At 63.2% G+C, this 14,985-nt stretch carries 15 protein-coding genes; 13 read left to right on the top strand and 2 right to left on the bottom strand.

Going from position 1 to position 14,985, the window contains the following annotated elements:
* The first annotated feature begins 30 nt into the window (after positions 1-30).
* Positions 31-327: a hypothetical protein gene (locus tag ELX51_RS05010; protein WP_127752491.1), complete on the top strand. Its 297-nt coding sequence runs from the start codon at positions 31-33 to the stop codon at positions 325-327.
* Between the two features lie 10 nt (positions 328-337).
* Positions 338-718 (top strand): hypothetical protein, encoded by a 381-nt coding sequence (locus ELX51_RS05005; protein ID WP_127752490.1) that lies wholly within the window; start codon positions 338-340, stop codon positions 716-718.
* Between the two features lie 3 nt (positions 719-721).
* Here the strand turns inward: ELX51_RS05005 and ELX51_RS05000 are convergent, their stop codons facing one another.
* The gene (locus tag ELX51_RS05000; RefSeq protein ID WP_206524699.1) at positions 722-1,003 is read right to left on the bottom strand and encodes a hypothetical protein; all 282 of its coding nucleotides are present in this window, start codon (positions 1,001-1,003) and stop codon (positions 722-724) included.
* Between the two features lie 107 nt (positions 1,004-1,110).
* On the opposite strand from ELX51_RS05000, the gene ELX51_RS04995 reads away from it, so the two are divergent.
* The 5 genes from ELX51_RS04995 (at position 1,111) to ELX51_RS04975 (ending at position 6,225) form a co-directional block, all read left to right on the top strand.
* On the top strand, positions 1,111-1,701 hold the full coding sequence (locus ELX51_RS04995) for a cysteine hydrolase (RefSeq protein WP_127752489.1): 591 nt from the start codon (positions 1,111-1,113) through the stop codon (positions 1,699-1,701).
* A 3-nt stretch (positions 1,702-1,704) separates the two neighbouring features.
* A complete protein-coding gene (locus ELX51_RS04990; protein ID WP_127752488.1) occupies positions 1,705-2,682 on the top strand; it encodes a TIGR03885 family FMN-dependent LLM class oxidoreductase in 978 nt (325 codons plus the stop codon).
* Positions 2,683-2,784: 102 nt separating this feature from the next.
* Positions 2,785-3,963 (top strand): zinc-dependent alcohol dehydrogenase, encoded by a 1,179-nt coding sequence (locus ELX51_RS04985; RefSeq protein WP_127752487.1) that lies wholly within the window; start codon positions 2,785-2,787, stop codon positions 3,961-3,963.
* A 133-nt stretch (positions 3,964-4,096) separates the two neighbouring features.
* Positions 4,097-5,914, top strand: coding sequence for a YbhB/YbcL family Raf kinase inhibitor-like protein (locus tag ELX51_RS04980; protein ID WP_127752486.1), 1,818 nt, complete (start codon positions 4,097-4,099; stop codon positions 5,912-5,914).
* 59 nt (positions 5,915-5,973) lie between these two features.
* Positions 5,974-6,225, top strand: a complete 252-nt coding sequence (locus ELX51_RS04975; RefSeq protein WP_127752485.1) for a hypothetical protein — start codon at positions 5,974-5,976, stop codon at positions 6,223-6,225.
* On the opposite strand, the gene ELX51_RS04970 is transcribed toward ELX51_RS04975, so the two are convergent.
* A complete protein-coding gene (locus ELX51_RS04970) occupies positions 6,222-7,307 on the bottom strand; it encodes an NAD(P)-binding domain-containing protein (protein ID WP_127752484.1) in 1,086 nt (361 codons plus the stop codon). The two genes, ELX51_RS04975 and ELX51_RS04970, sit on opposite strands and share 4 nt — an antisense overlap.
* A 227-nt stretch (positions 7,308-7,534) precedes the next feature.
* On the opposite strand from ELX51_RS04970, the gene ELX51_RS04965 reads away from it, so the two are divergent.
* The 6 genes from ELX51_RS04965 to ELX51_RS04945 all read left to right on the top strand — a co-directional run bounded on the left by ELX51_RS04965 (position 7,535) and on the right by ELX51_RS04945 (position 14,977).
* A complete protein-coding gene (locus ELX51_RS04965) occupies positions 7,535-9,826 on the top strand; it encodes an FdhF/YdeP family oxidoreductase (protein WP_127752483.1) in 2,292 nt (763 codons plus the stop codon).
* Positions 9,823-10,614 (top strand): formate dehydrogenase accessory sulfurtransferase FdhD, encoded by a 792-nt coding sequence (gene fdhD, locus ELX51_RS04960; protein WP_127752482.1) that lies wholly within the window; start codon positions 9,823-9,825, stop codon positions 10,612-10,614. Before ELX51_RS04965 ends, fdhD begins: the two co-directional genes overlap by 4 nt.
* 130 nt (positions 10,615-10,744) lie before the next feature.
* Positions 10,745-11,539 carry a galactosyl transferase gene (locus tag ELX51_RS19965; protein ID WP_164854763.1) on the top strand — a complete coding sequence of 265 codons (795 nt, stop codon included), beginning with the start codon at positions 10,745-10,747 and terminating at the stop codon, positions 11,537-11,539.
* Positions 11,526-12,560 (top strand): glycosyltransferase family 2 protein, encoded by a 1,035-nt coding sequence (locus tag ELX51_RS04955; RefSeq protein ID WP_164854762.1) that lies wholly within the window; start codon positions 11,526-11,528, stop codon positions 12,558-12,560. Before ELX51_RS19965 ends, ELX51_RS04955 begins: the two co-directional genes overlap by 14 nt.
* Positions 12,561-12,608: 48 nt before the next feature.
* Positions 12,609-14,084 (top strand): lipopolysaccharide biosynthesis protein, encoded by a 1,476-nt coding sequence (locus ELX51_RS04950; RefSeq protein WP_127752480.1) that lies wholly within the window; start codon positions 12,609-12,611, stop codon positions 14,082-14,084.
* Positions 14,081-14,977, top strand: a complete 897-nt coding sequence (locus tag ELX51_RS04945) for a polysaccharide pyruvyl transferase family protein (RefSeq protein ID WP_127752479.1) — start codon at positions 14,081-14,083, stop codon at positions 14,975-14,977. The genes ELX51_RS04950 and ELX51_RS04945 overlap by 4 nt, the downstream gene beginning before the upstream one ends.
* Positions 14,978-14,985: the final 8 nt, after the last annotated feature.

Genomic DNA, 14,985 nt, shown 5'->3' with positions numbered 1-14,985 from the left:
CGGTTTTTTGTGTCTAGCATGGAGGGGAAATTGAATACGGCTAATCTACAGCTCGAAGGGCTTTACCTGGCGCTTGCCGCGGTGAACCGCGCCCTGATCGATGCCGGCGTTGTCAGCACCGAGCAGCTCGACCTGGCGTTCCGCAAGACCGAAGCCATGGCAATGGGGGCCGAGCGGATGAACAGCCTGTCTCCAGCCGAGCGCGATGCCGTGTGTTTTCCCATCCGTTTGTTGCAGACCGCCCTTGAGTCTCCCGAAACGGCTGACTTCACCGAGCTGGCTCGTACCGTGGGGATGACCAAGCCGCGCTACAACGATCAACAATAGGGTGGGCGAGATGGCGGGCGAACAAGGCTCTTATCGGCGGATCGCTGTTGGGGAAGACGCTGGCAATGCCGTAACCGTCGGGATCGAAGCGGGTTCGGATGGCCGGCCATTTGCTGCGGTCTGGTGGCCGGCAAGCGGCGATGTGGACGGCGACGAAGCACAATATGACGATGTCGCGAGCGCCTTTGCCGCCGCCGAGGCGGCACGGCAGCTGCATGGCTTTGCCGAAGTCGTCGTGGTGCTGCAGGACGATCTGCTTTGGAACCCGGCATGGGGCGAGATCGCGGCCGACCGAAACCGGGAACCGATTGGCGATGTTTCCGACACGGACCTTAATTCGCGCGAGGTTTACAACCTCGCGCGTGGAATTGAAGGCGAACGCGACGCCTAAGGCTCAGCCCATGGTGCCAAGCAGCGTGGCGCCGACCACCACGGCCGCACCGATCGCTACAAAGATCGCATAAAGTGCAGTGCCAGGCATCTTGGGTCCCTGGCGGTATTTCGGCCGGCTGGCGGCGTCCAGCTTGCGCTCCGAGGCGGTTGGGGGACTTCCACCTGCTTCAGCATCGGTCCCGAGCGGGGCCGCGGCGGGATCGGGGAAGCCGATTTTCTCGCCGGTCGCTCCGCTGTCGATTTCCTGGCGCAACTGGTCGGTGGTGGGTGCGTCTTTGGCCATTTGCCGTCTCCGTTTGCAACGATAATGCCGGGGGTGGAGGTGTGTTCCGTCCGGGAACAATCGCCATGGGGTGGCGTTGACGCGGCACTTACTTGTGCGGATCAACCATGAATTTCACCAATTGTGTGCATCTCTGCGTGGACATGCAACGCATGTTCGCGGAGGAGACCGACTGGCATGTCGAAACGCTTGCCGGCGTGCTGCCCGCGATCGAGGCAATGACCGAGCCTCACGCCGCGCGGACGGTATTCACCCGCTTTGTGCCGCCGGAGCGGGCTGAAGACGCGCAGGGGAGCTGGCAAGAATATTACGAGGCTTGGCCCAATATGCTGCGCGAGCGCATGGCGCCGGAGATGGTGGACCTGGTCCCCTCGCTGCAGCGCTTTGTTCCGCCGGCCGCAGTGATCGACAAACCGGTTTATTCACCCTGGTGGTCAGGCGCGCTGCACCAGCAGTTGCAAGCCAAAGGGGTCGACACGCTGGTGATTACCGGCGGCGAAACCGAGGTGTGCGTGCTGTCCACCCTCATGGGCGCGATCGATCTGGGATACCACGTTGTATTGCCCAAGGATGCGGTGTGCAGCTCGGCGGCCGAAACTCACGCCGCAATGCTTTCCATCTATGACAGCCGCTTTGGCATCCAGCTGACGGCCTGCACCACGCAGGACGTGCTCGATCAATGGCGACGCGAGGGATAATCCATGCAGATCGGCTATCACGCTTCCCACGAACAGTTTGCTCCCTCGAGCCTGCTCAAGCTGGTGCAACAGGCGCAAGAAGCGGGATTTTCCTGCGCCAAATCATCGGACCATATTCATCCCTGGAGCGAGCGGCAGGGTCACTCGGGCTTTGCTTGGTCGTGGCTGGGGGCCGCCATGGCAGTGACCGATTTTCCGATCGGCTCCATTTCGGCCCCGGGATATCGCTATCACCCGGCCATCGTCGCGCAGGCCGCGGCAACGCTGGGGGAAATGTTTCCTAACCGGTTCTGGCTGGCTCTCGGCAGCGGGGAAGCGCTCAATGAATCGATCACCGGCACCTATTGGCCCAACAAGGCCGAGCGCAATGCCGTGCTGGCCGAGTGTGCCGCGGTCATCCGGGCGCTGTTTGCCGGCGAAACCGTCACCCATCGCGGCAGGGTCACAGTGGTGGAGGCCAAGCTTTATTCCCGCCCCGCCCAGCCGGTGCCGCTATTTGGCGCCGCCATTACCCCCAAGACCGCAGCGTTTGTTGCCGAGTGGGCCGATGGCTTGTTGATCACCGGCGGCGATGTGGAGGAGATCCGTCCGACCATTGAGGCCTTCCGCGACAATGGCGGTGCGAACAAGCCCGTTCATATCCAGCACGCGCTGTGCTGGGCGGCGACCGAGGACGAGGCGTTCGAGCAGGCGCTGGATCAATGGTCGGCCAATGTCATTGGCGGCGAGGTCAACTGGGATCTGCGCCGTCCCAGCGACTTTGATGCGGCCACGCGCTTTGTGCGACGCGAAGACATGGCCAAAGCAGTGTTCGTGTCGGCCGATCTTGGCCGGCATCGCGCCGCTATCGAGGCTTACGGCGAATTGGGGGCGACCGCAGTGCATCTGCACCAAGTTGGGCGCAACCAGGCGGAGTTTATCGAGGCATTTGGCACCAAGGTGTTGCCGGGACTGGATCGGATCACGGCGAGCGCGCGTTAACCACGCAGCAAAGGCCAGCGGGAACGAGCATCGGCTCGGTTCCGAGGCTTATTCCTGCGGAAGGCGCGACTGGCGCTGGCCGCACCAACCCTGGAGAACCCAATGAAAGCGTTGTGCTGGCACGGCAAAGGCGATGTTCGCTACGATACCGTCGATGACCCCAAGATCGTCCATGGCCAGGACGCCATCATCAAGGTGACCTCCTGCGCGATCTGCGGCTCGGATTTGCATCTTTATGATGGGTTCATGCCCACGATGGAGTCAGGGGACGTGCTCGGCCACGAAACCATGGGCGAAGTGGTGGAGGTCGGCAAGGACAACACCAAGCTCAAGGTCGGCGACCGCGTCGTCGTGCCCTTCAACATTGCCTGCGGGCAGTGCTGGTTCTGCCAGAACCAGATGTTCTCTCTGTGCGATCGCTCCAATCCCAATGCGGCGATCGCTCGCGCCGCGATGGGCTATTCGCCCTCGGGCCTCTTTGGCTATTCGCACATGCTGGGCGGCTATGCCGGCGGGCAGGCCGAATATCTGCGCGTGCCCTTTGCCGATGTCGGCCCGATCAAGGTGCCTGAGGAACTCACCGACGAGCAGGTGCTGTTCCTGTCCGACATTTTCCCCACGGGCTATATGGCCGCGGAAAATGCCGAGATTGAGCCGGGCGACACGGTCGCCATCTGGGGCTGCGGCCCTGTCGGGCAGTTCGCCATCCAGAGCGCGTGGCTGATGGGTGCGGGCCGCGTCCTCGCCATCGACAATGTCCCCGAGCGGCTCAAGATGGCCGAGGTGCATGGCAAGGCCGAAACCATCAATTTCGACAACGCCAGCCCCTATGACGTGCTGTTCCAGATGACCAATGGGCGCGGCCCGGACCGGGTGATCGATTGCGTGGGCACCGAGGCCCATGCGAGCGGCGCACCGGATTCGGTGATCGACAACGTCAAGCAGAAGGTGGGTCTCGGCACCGACCGGGCGCATGTGCTGCGCGAGGCCATCATGTGTTGCCGGAAGGGCGGCACCATCTCGATGCCCGGCGTTTATATCGGCATGCTCGACAAAGTGCCCATGGGCGCCTTCATGAACAAGGGGCTGACGCTCAAGACCGGACAAACGCACACCCATCGCTATCTGGCGCCGCTGCTGCAGCTGGTGGTGGACGGCAAAATCGATCCGACCTTCGTGATCACCCACCAGGCCGATCTATCGGAAGGGCCCGAGCTTTATCGCAAGTTCCGGGACAAAGAAGATGGCTGCATCAAGGTGGTGATGAAGCCCGGCGCTTAACCCAGGTTGGCGCCCTATCGGGCGCCCGCCTGCCTTCTCTTATGCCTCTGGTGCCAGCAAATTCTTGCTGGCGGGGATCGGGAACCGGGCCTGAGGAGTTGGATTAACCAAACCCCTCAGGAACGAAACCCCGATGACCCGAGCTTCTTCCGCCCTCGCCACCTCCGCAACCGTGTTGCTGGCCTTGGCCACTCCGGCCGCCGCCCAGCCGCAGGGCACTGTTGGACAATATTCCGATGTGACTATCGAGGGGTCGATCCTCGAGCCCAGCCCGGTCGAGATTGAAGATGACGCGGAGCTAGCCGGGAAGATCACGGTGCCCGAGGGTTTCACCGTCGAGGTGGTGGGCCGGGATCTCGGCAATACCCGCATGCTGGCGGTGCACGAGGACGGGCATGTTTATGCCACCCGCCGCCAGGAAAGCGATGTCATCCGGCTGATCGACGCCGATCGCGATGGCAAGTTCGAGGATTTCGCCAAGGTCGCCGGCCGCCCGGGCATGCACGGCATCTTTATCGATGGCGACACCGCTTACCTTGCCACCGCCAAGGAGGTGTTCACTGCACCAATCGAGGACGATGGCAGCTTTGGCGAACTGACGCGGATCATCGACGATCTGCCCGATGCCGGCCAGCACCCCAACCGCACCCTGGCGATCGGCCCGGACGGGATGCTCTACATAACCGTGGGCTCGACCTGCAACGCCTGCGACGAGTCCAACCCGGAAAGCGCCACCATTCTGCGCGCCACCCCCGACGGCAAGACGCGCACCATCTTCGCCAGCGGTCTGCGCAATACGATCGGCTTTGGCTGGGAGCCCGGCACGGGCAAGCTTTACGGCGCCGATCACGGCACCGACTGGCTGGGCGACGAGGAGCAAAAGGAAGAGTTCAACCTCGTCGAGCAGGGCAAGCAATATGGCTGGCCCTACATCTACGACTTCTCCAACTTCAATCCGCAGGACAATCCGCCCGAGGGCATTACGCTGGAGGAATGGGCCGAGGCGAGCGAGGAACCGCTGCTCGGCTATACCGCCCATGCCGCCCCCATGCAGATGACCTTCTACCAGGGCGAGGCCTTTCCCGAGGAATATCGCGGCGACGCCTTTATCGCCATGCGCGGCTCCTGGAACCGCCGCCCGCCGAGCGGCTATGAAATCACCCGGGTCGATTTCGAGGACGGCGAGCCCAAGGACTGGACCTCCTTTGCCACTGGTTGGCTGATCGAGAACGATGATCAAAGCTATGACTTCCTCGCCCGGCTTGCCGGATTGACCGAGGATATCGATGGCTCGCTGCTGCTGGCCGACGATTTCAACGGCATCCTCTACCGCATCAGCTATGAGGGCGAGGATGGGGCAGGCAGCGATGCGGCTGCGGCGTCCAGCACGCCCAATCTGGTCGAAACACCCGCGCCTTCCGACACCGCGATCAATCTCGTGGAGGCCGATGGCACGCTTGCTGTCAGCAGCCCCAGCTTTGCGGATAATGGTGCGATCCCCATCGCCCATGCCGCCGAAGGGCATAATGCCTCCCCTGCCCTCTCCTGGGACGAGGCGCCCGAAGGCACAAAGTCCTTCGCCGTGATCATGGATGATCCCGATGCCGACGAGCCCAAGCCCTTCGTGCACTGGGTGCTTTTCGACATCCCCGCTGACGTCACGACCCTGCGCGAGGGCATCAACACCGATCCGGTGCTGCAGGACCCCGAAGGGGCCAAGCAGGGCAGCAATAGCCGCGGCCAGACCGGCTATTACGGCCCCCGCCCGCCGCTCGAGGATCCCGCCCACAACTACCATTTCCAGGTCTTTGCGCTCGATCTGGCCGAGTTGCCGGTGGAACTGGGGGCCAAACGCGAGGACGTGCTGGCGGCGATGGAAGGCCATGTGCTGGCCAAGGGCGAAGTGGTGGGCACCTATCAGCGCCCCACCGAAGAAAAACCCAAGAACTAGCTAGCTCGGATCACGCGGGAGCGCGCCCGGGCGCGTTCCACGCCAGCAAGGATCAAGCCATGACCACGCCCGACACCCTGAGCGATGCGGCCCTCGCAGTATTCGCCTTTGCCATTTATCACCAGCTCGAAAGCGGCGATCCCGTCACCAAAGTGATCGCCGATGACGGCAAGGGCCACCACGCCGATCCAAAGGCCGTTGCCGAACTCGAAGAGCTTGGCCTCGCCACGCGCGAAGACAATTCGGTCAGCTTCACGCCCGAGGGCATGGAGATGATTACCCTCTTGATCGGCCGCCTGCGCGGGCGCTAGCCCATGGCTTTGCCGAGGCCAAGCGTCGCGATCAATTCGGCCGCGGCCGCCGCGCCCGCGCGGTTGGCGCCGATGGTGGATGCCGACGGGCCGTAGCCGACCAGATGAACCCGCGGATCGCGCAAGACCTGGGTGGCCAGCCGCCCGCCCATGCGGATGCCACCGCCCTCTTCGCGCAAGTCGAGCGGGGCAAGATGATCTAGCGACGAGCGAAAGCCGGTGCACCAGAGGATGACATCGGCCCGCTCTTCCCTTCCATCGCTCCAGCGCACGCCGGATTCGGTAATCTCGCTGAACATCGGATGGCGCTGCAACACGCCACGCGCCCGCATCGCTGATATCGCCGGCGTTTCGGGCAGCCCCGTCACCGACACGACGGAAAGTGGCGGCAGGCCGGCCCGCACGCGTTGCTCCACCATAGCGACGGCGGTCCGGCCGGCTTCGATGTCGAAGGGTCCGGTGCGGAACTGCGGCTCACGCCGGGTTACCCAGAGCGTCGTGGTCACCTGCGAGATTTCGTCGAGCAGCTGGATGGCCGAAATGCCGCCCCCAACCACCACCACATGCTTGCCGCGGAAGTGCTCGGCCCCCTGATAGTCGGCGGTGTGCAATTGCTCGCCGCCGAACGTCTCGGCCCCCGGATAATGCGGCACGAAGGGCGCCGTCCAGGTGCCGGTGGCATTGATGATGCCCCGGGCCGAGAACACACCCCGGTCCGTTTCGATCCGCAGCCGCTCGCCACGGCTGACCACGCAGCGCGCGCTGACCGGCCGCAGCACCGGGAGCTCGAACCTGCGTTCATATTCAGCGAAATACTGCGGCACCGCCACCCGGGCCTGCACCTGCGGGTCATCCAGCGCGATCGCGTCGCCAAAAGCCAGCCCCGGCAGATCATGGACGCGATTGACGGTGCTAAGGGTCAACGAGGGCCAGCGGAACTGCCAAGCGCCTCCTGGGGCATCGGCACTGTCGAGCACGACAAAGCCGCGGCCCGGGACAATGCCGCGCTGGCGCAGGTGATAGGCGGCAGACAAACCCGCCTGCCCAGCGCCAATCACGACAATATCGGCCTTCCGAGCCACTCGAACGGAGGCGTCACCCAGTTGTGTTTGCTTGTCGGACAGTGGCCAAGCTCCAGGGTGGAATCAATCAACTGCGCCAAGTGACTGCAGTTGTTGGCTTCTATTCTTGATCGGCGCAAGGGAGAAAGCCGATTTTCCGTTGCGGGCAGTCTTTCCGCTCGCGCCGCAACCGGTTAGCGTCGGGGGTGTTTGAACTTAACCAAGCTGTCGATGAAAGCGAGCGTCTCATGGCCAGAAAAATCACCATCGCGCCCTATAGCGGACCGGCTGGCGGCTGGGGTTCAATCAAGTCCGTCGGCAGATATCTGGACAGCGAAGGCATTCTGGCGACGGGCCCCCTGGCGCTGCGCAAGCAGAACAAGCCCGAGGGCTTTGCCTGTGTCAGCTGCGCCTGGGCCAAGCCGGTGCCATCCCATCCCGCCGAGTTCTGCGAAAATGGGGCCAAGGCGACCGCCTGGGAGCTGACGCGTAAGCGGGTGACGCCCAGTTTCTTCGCCGAACACACGGTGAGCGTACTCAAGACCTGGCCCGACCATGACCTCGAGGCCATCGGCCGGCTAACGACACCGCTGCGCTATAACGCCCAGACCGATAAATATGAAGCCGTGGACTGGACCGAAGCCTTTGCCAGCATCGGACGCGAGTTGGCCGCCATTCGCGACATCGATCCCAAGCGCACGGTGTTCTATGCATCTGGCCGGGCGTCGCTTGAAACCTCCTATATGTATCAGCTGCTGGCGCGCCTTTATGGCAACAACAACCTGCCCGACAGCTCCAATATGTGCCACGAGTCCACTTCGGTGGGTCTGGCCGAAAGCATCGGGGTGCCGGTGGGCACGGTGGTGCTGGACGATTTCAAATCCGCCGATGCCCTATTCTTTTTCGGCCAGAATGTGGGCTCCAACAGCCCGCGCATGCTGCACCAGTTGCAGGAAGCCAGCGACCGCGGCGCGACAATTGTCAGCTTCAACCCGCTCAAGGAGCGGGGGCTCGAGCGGTTCGTCAATCCGCAGAACCCGGTGCAGATGCTGACGCAGCACGAAACCCGCATCAGCCGGGAATACTACCAGGTGCGCCCGGGCGGCGATATTTCGGTGGTGATCGGCATGTGCAAATGGCTGTTCGAGGCCGACGCCAAGGCGCAAGCCGAGAACCGCCAGCCGGTGCTGGACCACACCTTCATTGCCGAACACACCCATGGCATGGAGGAGTTCCGCGCCTTTGCCGAAGCGCAGGATTGGGCCGATCTCGAGCGCGAAACGGGGCTCACCCGCGCTCAGATCGAGCGCGCTGCCGCCATCTATGCCGCCGCCCCGGCCGCCATGGTGGTTTATGGCATGGGCATCACCCAGCATAAGCTGGGGGTCGAAGCGGTGCAGATGCTGGTCAATCTGGCGCTGCTGCGCGGCAATATCGGCCGGCCCGGCGCCGGCATCTGCCCGGTGCGCGGCCATTCCAATGTGCAGGGCCAGCGCACCGTCGGCATCGCTGAAAAGCCCGAACTCGTGCCGCTCGACCGGATGGAGGAACTCTACCAGTTCAAGGCACCGCGAGAAAAAGGCACCACCACGGTGGAAGCCTGCGAGGGCATCATCAATGGCACGATCGACGCCTTTATCGGGCTTGGCGGCAATTTCCTGCGCGCCGTGCCCGATCATGGGCCGATGGAAGAGCACTGGCCCAAGATGCGCCTGACCGTGCAGATCGCCACCAAGCTCAATCGCGGCCAACTGTTTTGCGGCAAGACGGCGTTCCTGCTGCCCTGCCTTGGACGGATCGAATATGACCGGCAGGCCACCGGCAAGCAGGTGGTGACGGTGGAGGATTCCACCGCCGTGATCCACCAGTCACGCGCCATCAACGAGCCCGCCAGCCCCGATCTGCTGTCGGAGCCGCGCATCGTGGCCGAGATCGCCAAGGCCACCCTGCCCCCCAATCCCAATGTCCCCTGGGACCAGTGGGTGGGCGATTATAGCCTCGTGCGCGACGCCATCGAGCGCACCTGGCCCGAAATGTTCAGGGACTTTAACCAGCGCATCAAAAAGCCCGAAGGCTTCCGCCGCCCGATCGCCGCCAGCCACCGCCAATGGAAGACCAAGACGGGCAAAGCCAATTTCAAGGTGCCCTCGGCTCTGGGCGGCAGCTTTGATGATGGCAAGGATCCCGATGTGCTGCGCCTCATCACCTTGCGCAGCAATGACCAGTTCAACACCACCGTTTATGGGTATCACGACCGCTTCCGCGGCGTGGAAGGCACCCGCGACGTGCTGTTTCTCAATGGCGAAGACATGGCGCGCTTCGGCATTGCCGATGGCAGCACTGTCGCCCTCGAAACGGTGGCCGATGATGGCGTGCCGCGTCGTCTCGGCGGGCTGCGCGCCATTAAATACGACATGCCCAAAGGCAGCTGCGGCGGCTATTATCCCGAGTGCAATGTGCTGATCCCAGTCTACCAGCACGCCGAGAAGAGCCATGTGCCGGCCGCCAAGTCGGTGCCGGTGCGGATCGTGCCGGCGTGATCCCGACCCATCAGTCCGTGCAGCATCAGCGCTGGGCCGGGCAGTTTGACCCGGCCGGGCGCGACATTGCCACCGAAGCGGCCGTGGCCGTGGTGGTCAATGGCTCGACCTATGCCGTGATGATGGCGACGCCGGCCGATCTTGAAGACTTCGCGATCGGCTTCGCGCTGACCGAGGGGATGATTGCCGAGTTCGGCGAAATCGAGCGCTTCGAAATCGTCGAGCACGCCGCCGGCATGGAAGCACGCCTCTGGGTCGCCGAGGAACGGGCGCGCGCCCTCGCCGCCCGCCGCCGCGCCATGGCCGGTCCGACCGGCTGCGGGTTATGCGGCATCGAAAGCCTCGAACAGGCGCTGCGTACGACGCCGCGGGTGGAGGCCAGGCTCACCCTGTCGCCCGACCAGATCATGGCCGCCATCGCCTCGCTGCGGCCGGCGCAATCGCTCAACGCCCTCACCCACGCCGTGCATGCCGCCGCGCTCTGGCATCCCGAGGCGGGCCTTGTCGCCTTGCGCGAAGACGTCGGCCGCCACAACGCCCTCGACAAACTCGCCGGCGCCGCCCGCCGCCAGCACCTCCCCGCTGCGGACGCCGCCCTCCTCCTCACCAGCCGCATCTCGGTGGAGCTCGTGCAAAAAGCCGCCGTGCTCGGCACCGGCATCCTCCTCGCCATTTCCGCCCCCACCACCCTCGCCATTCAAACCGCCCAAGCGGCCAACATCACCCTCCTCGGCGTGGCGCGAGACGATGGCTTCGAGGTGTTCACGCATGGCTGGCGGGTGGGATAGTTGGAGGGGCAGCCCTCCCGATACATAAGGTGGGCATTGCGTAAGTAGTTGTGCGCTGAGTTGGTGGCAATGCGCCTGCTAAAACCGGGAAACGGGTGCGGGCACCCGGCTTTGTAACCCCGGCCAGCATATGCCAGCTCTGAGCTTCGTCATCCCAATTCGCGACCATGCCGGTGTGGCCGACTGGCCTGCAGCCATGCGCAATCTGCAGGCTACCGCAGCCTCGATCGCGGCACAAACCAGCTCGAGCTGGCGATGCATTGTCGTGGCGAGCCGCCATTCTCCCCTGCCGCACTTGCCCGGCAAGATCGAAGTGCATCGCCTCGATCTGCCCACACCGGCGCCGTTGCCGCCCCTGGCCAATATGGAGCACCGGTTCGAGGCGATCCGGGCAGACAAGGGCCGCCGGGTGCTTGCGGGGATTCTTTCCGTCGATCCGGACAATTATGTGATGACCGTCGACTACGATGATCTGGTCAGCAATCGCCTCGCCGCCTTCGCCGAAGCTCACCCTGCCCAGCCAGGCTGGTTTGTCGATAGCGGCTATCTCTATGACGGCTCATCGACCCTGATGCGGCTGGGGTCAGGCTTTGACGAGCTGTGCGGCACGTCCCTGATCATCCATGCCGATCGGCTGGTGCTGCCGCCCACGCTGGAAGCCGCCGACGAAACCTATCTGCGCCAGTGGTTCGGCAGCCACAAATTTGCCAAGCGGCGTCTCGCCCAAGCTGGCACTCCCCTCGCACCACTACCATTCCCCGGAGCCATCTACCGAGTAGGGCATGACAATGCCGTCAGCGCATCGAGCGCGATATGGCGCCAGTTCCGCCCCCGTCGGCGTCGCGTTCTGGCTCAGCTCCGGCTTCTCGCCCAGCTGCGCCTGCTCACCCCCAAACTACGGAGCGAGTACTTTGCCCGGCCATGACAGCACAAGCGGCGAACAATCCCTCGTCGCAATCATCATCCCCTTCTACCAGAAGGAGGCGGGTATACTTGCGCGGGCGCTCCGTTCGATTGCCGCGCAGGAGCTCGGGCGCGCAATCAAGCTGACGGTGATCGTTGTCGATGATGGGTCCCCGATCCGGGCAAGTGACGAACTCGCGCTCGTATGGTCGGGTTTCCCGCACGAGCTCATCCCGATCGAACAGCCGAATGGTGGTCCCGGTGCCGCCCGCAACACGGGAATCGATCGGGCCGTCGAGTTGGGTGCCGACTTCATCGCCTTCCTCGATTCGGACGACGAATGGGCGCCACATCATCTGCAGGAGGCGCTGCAGTGCCTCGGGTCAGAGGCATCGTTTTATTTCTGCGATCACACGCGGTCGGTCTGGGGGCACAGCCTTTTTGGCGAACTCGACACCATGGCAGACTGGCAACGCGGCGCATCGGGTGTCGTTTGGCGCGGAACAAGGGCGCTCGTGAACTCCAGCACCCTGCTAACCGGTTACTTGCGGGAGTATCTCAGTCAGACCTCGTGCGTCGTGTATCGCCTGCGGGCCGCTCCCGATCTGCGTTTTGACACCGGGCTGCGCGCTGCAGGAGAGGACCATCTTTTTTGGATCAAGCTGGGGCAGTTGGCCGACGGGGCGGCTTTCTCCTGCTCGGTCAATGTTGTCTGCGGCACCGGCATCAACATCTATTTCTCCGCCTTCGACTGGTCCAAGAAGGAAACCGTGGCCCGCTACGTTTATCTCAAGCTGTTCTGGCATCGCGTCCTGAGCGAGGTGGAACTGGACGATGAACAACGGGCAATAGCGAAGAGCACCCTCAAGCTCATCGAGCGAGCCTACGCGTTTATCATGCTGCGCCAGCTCATCCGATTGTCGCTGCCCAATTTCAGAATGCTGCGAAAGCTTGCGGCAGCCGACCCGTCCTTTCCGTTCCGGTTCCCCGTAACGCTTTGCACCGCCATCGCAACGGCGCGTCGAGACGCTGCCAATTGGTAGGGCACGCGGCTGTGTGGCTCTGCAAGACCACCCGGGAAGTCGTGTCTGATGGCCTATGATGCGCAGGTAGACCTCCATCTCGCCGGCTCCCGCAGCCGCTCGGCCGTTGTCGGGGTGCTCTGGTCGGTTTTCAGCAGCCTTATGCCAGGGCTGGTTAGTGCCGGAGTGTTTCTGGCAACCTCGCGTGCCCTTGGTCCCGATGATTTCGGCATCGTCGCCTTTGCCAGCACGATCATCGCCCTGCTCGGCGCGGTGGCGCCGACCGGTTTCGGACAAGCGCTCATTCAGCGCGCCAACATCACCGCGGCGCATCTTGACGTCGTGTTCTGGCTGGGTGCCGGGCTGGCCGCATTGCTTTATGCGCTGGTGTGCGTGCTCGCCCGACCCCTGGCGGAGACCATGGGTCAGCCTCTGCTTGCAGTGCTGATGCCCGTGCTAGGGATCAAGATCGTGCTCGACCTCGTCGCCATCGTGCCGAACGCCCTGCTTGTTCGAACCATGTTGTTCCACAAACTCGCCTTGCGCACCGTGGTGGCTTCGCTTGCGGGCGCTGTGGTTTGCCTGGCTGTGTTGTTTGCCGGCTACGGGCTCTGGGCGCTCGCCTTGGCCCAGCTTGTTTCCTCGGCCGCGGCCACCCTAGCCTGCCTGGTCAGCGCCAAATGGCTGCCACGCGTCTCCTTCCGCCGGTCAGCCCTGCAGGAGCTGTCACGCTTTGGTGGCTTTGCCACGGGCGCTAACTTCATCAACAGCATCAACATCGACCAATTGCTGATCGGGAGCCTGCTGGGTCCCTATGCACTAGGCCTGTTCGGCTTCTCGCGGCGCATTTTCCAGTTGTTGAGCGATGTCATGGCCGGACCGCTCAACGCGGTCTCGTTCTCCCTGTTGTCCTCCATGCAGGACGAGTCGGAGTTGCGGCGCAAGGCCTTTCTCATCGCTACGTTCCTGTCCGCTTCGGTGTCGTTTCCCGTGTTCACCGGCGTGGCGCTTATCGCACCGGATTTGGTACCATTCCTTTTCGGTGCGCATTGGCGTGAGGCGGTGCCGGTGGTGCAGGCATTTTGTGCCATTGGACTACTGGCCTGTATCGGGGTGCTGCAAGGCTCGCTGATCAACAGCAATGGCGATGCGGATCTGTGGCTCTATTATTTGGTGGGTCGCCAGCTGGCGACCGGCATCTGTATCGTCCTGCTTTTCCGCTTTGGCGTTGCCGAACTCAGCATTGGCCTGGCCATCCAGACCTATCTGATGTGGCTGCCATCCGTGCATATGGTGGCGCGCATTCTGAACATGCCGATGCTCTGCTATCTCTGGGGCTTCCGGGTACCCGTTCTCGCTACGCTGGCCATGGCCGTTTCGATTCAATTTACGTCGGCGGCCTGGCCACTCACCGACCCGGCGGCGCGGATAATCGCGGCGGTGGCGGTCGGCGCCTTAATGTATGGCAGCGTTGCCTGGTTGCTGGCGCACCGGCAGCTGCACGCAATCTGGGACATGATCTCAAAGCGGAGAAGCAGCAAGTGAAGCTGGTTTACTACCGCGGCCACACGCCCAATTTCGGCGATGAACTGAACACCTATCTGTGGCCCCACCTGTTGCCCAGCGGATTTTTGGACGAGGATGATAGCGAACTCTTTCTCGGCATCGGCTCGATCATCTGGGATTTCCTGCCCTCCACCTCGCGCAAATTCATTATCGGCTCGGGTTATGGCGGCTATAGCAAGCTGCCCAATCTGCATGATGGCAGCTGGTCGCCCGTCTTCGTGCGCGGACCGCGCACGGCACAGCTGCTCAGACTTCCCCCCGGGCTCGCCATTTGCGACAGCGCCGTTCTGTTACGCAAGATCTACCCCATCGGACGAGCCAGCCGATCCGGCACTGGCTTCATGCCGCATTTTGAAAGCCTTGCGAGAGGCCACTGGCAAGAGGCTTGTGCCCTTGCGGGCGTGAAATTCATCGACCCCACGGCACCTGTGCAGCAAACGCTCAGCACTATTGCCGGTCTGGAGCGTCTCGTTACCGAAGCCATGCACGGTGCCATCGTCGCCGATGCGCTGCGAACGCCATGGATTGCGGCCCAGCCTATTCATCCCTTGCATCACACCAAATGGCTCGATTGGTCTGAGGCACTCAGCACGCAGATCCGATGGAAGGAGCTCTTTCCCACCAATGCGAAAGAGCTTTATTTCAAGATCACGGGCGGCAAGAAGTATTACGAAGGCCGTGCCAATCTCTTGATACATCACCCGGCCGCCAGAGCACCCAACAAGCTACTGACGCAGCTTGCAGCCAGAAGACTTTCCGCAATTGCGCGAGCCGAGCCGCAACTCAGTCCAGACCGGGTCATTGCCGAGGTGACCGATCGCGCGGACGCGGCGCTGCTCGGCTTTGTGCAAGCGCGCGCGACGGCTTCCTAGCCCCTCCT

It is taken from the genome of Devosia sp. 1566, assembly GCF_004005995.1.
Lineage (GTDB): Bacteria > Pseudomonadota > Alphaproteobacteria > Rhizobiales > Devosiaceae > Devosia.
This window is presented reverse-complemented; position numbering and strand designations above follow the sequence as displayed.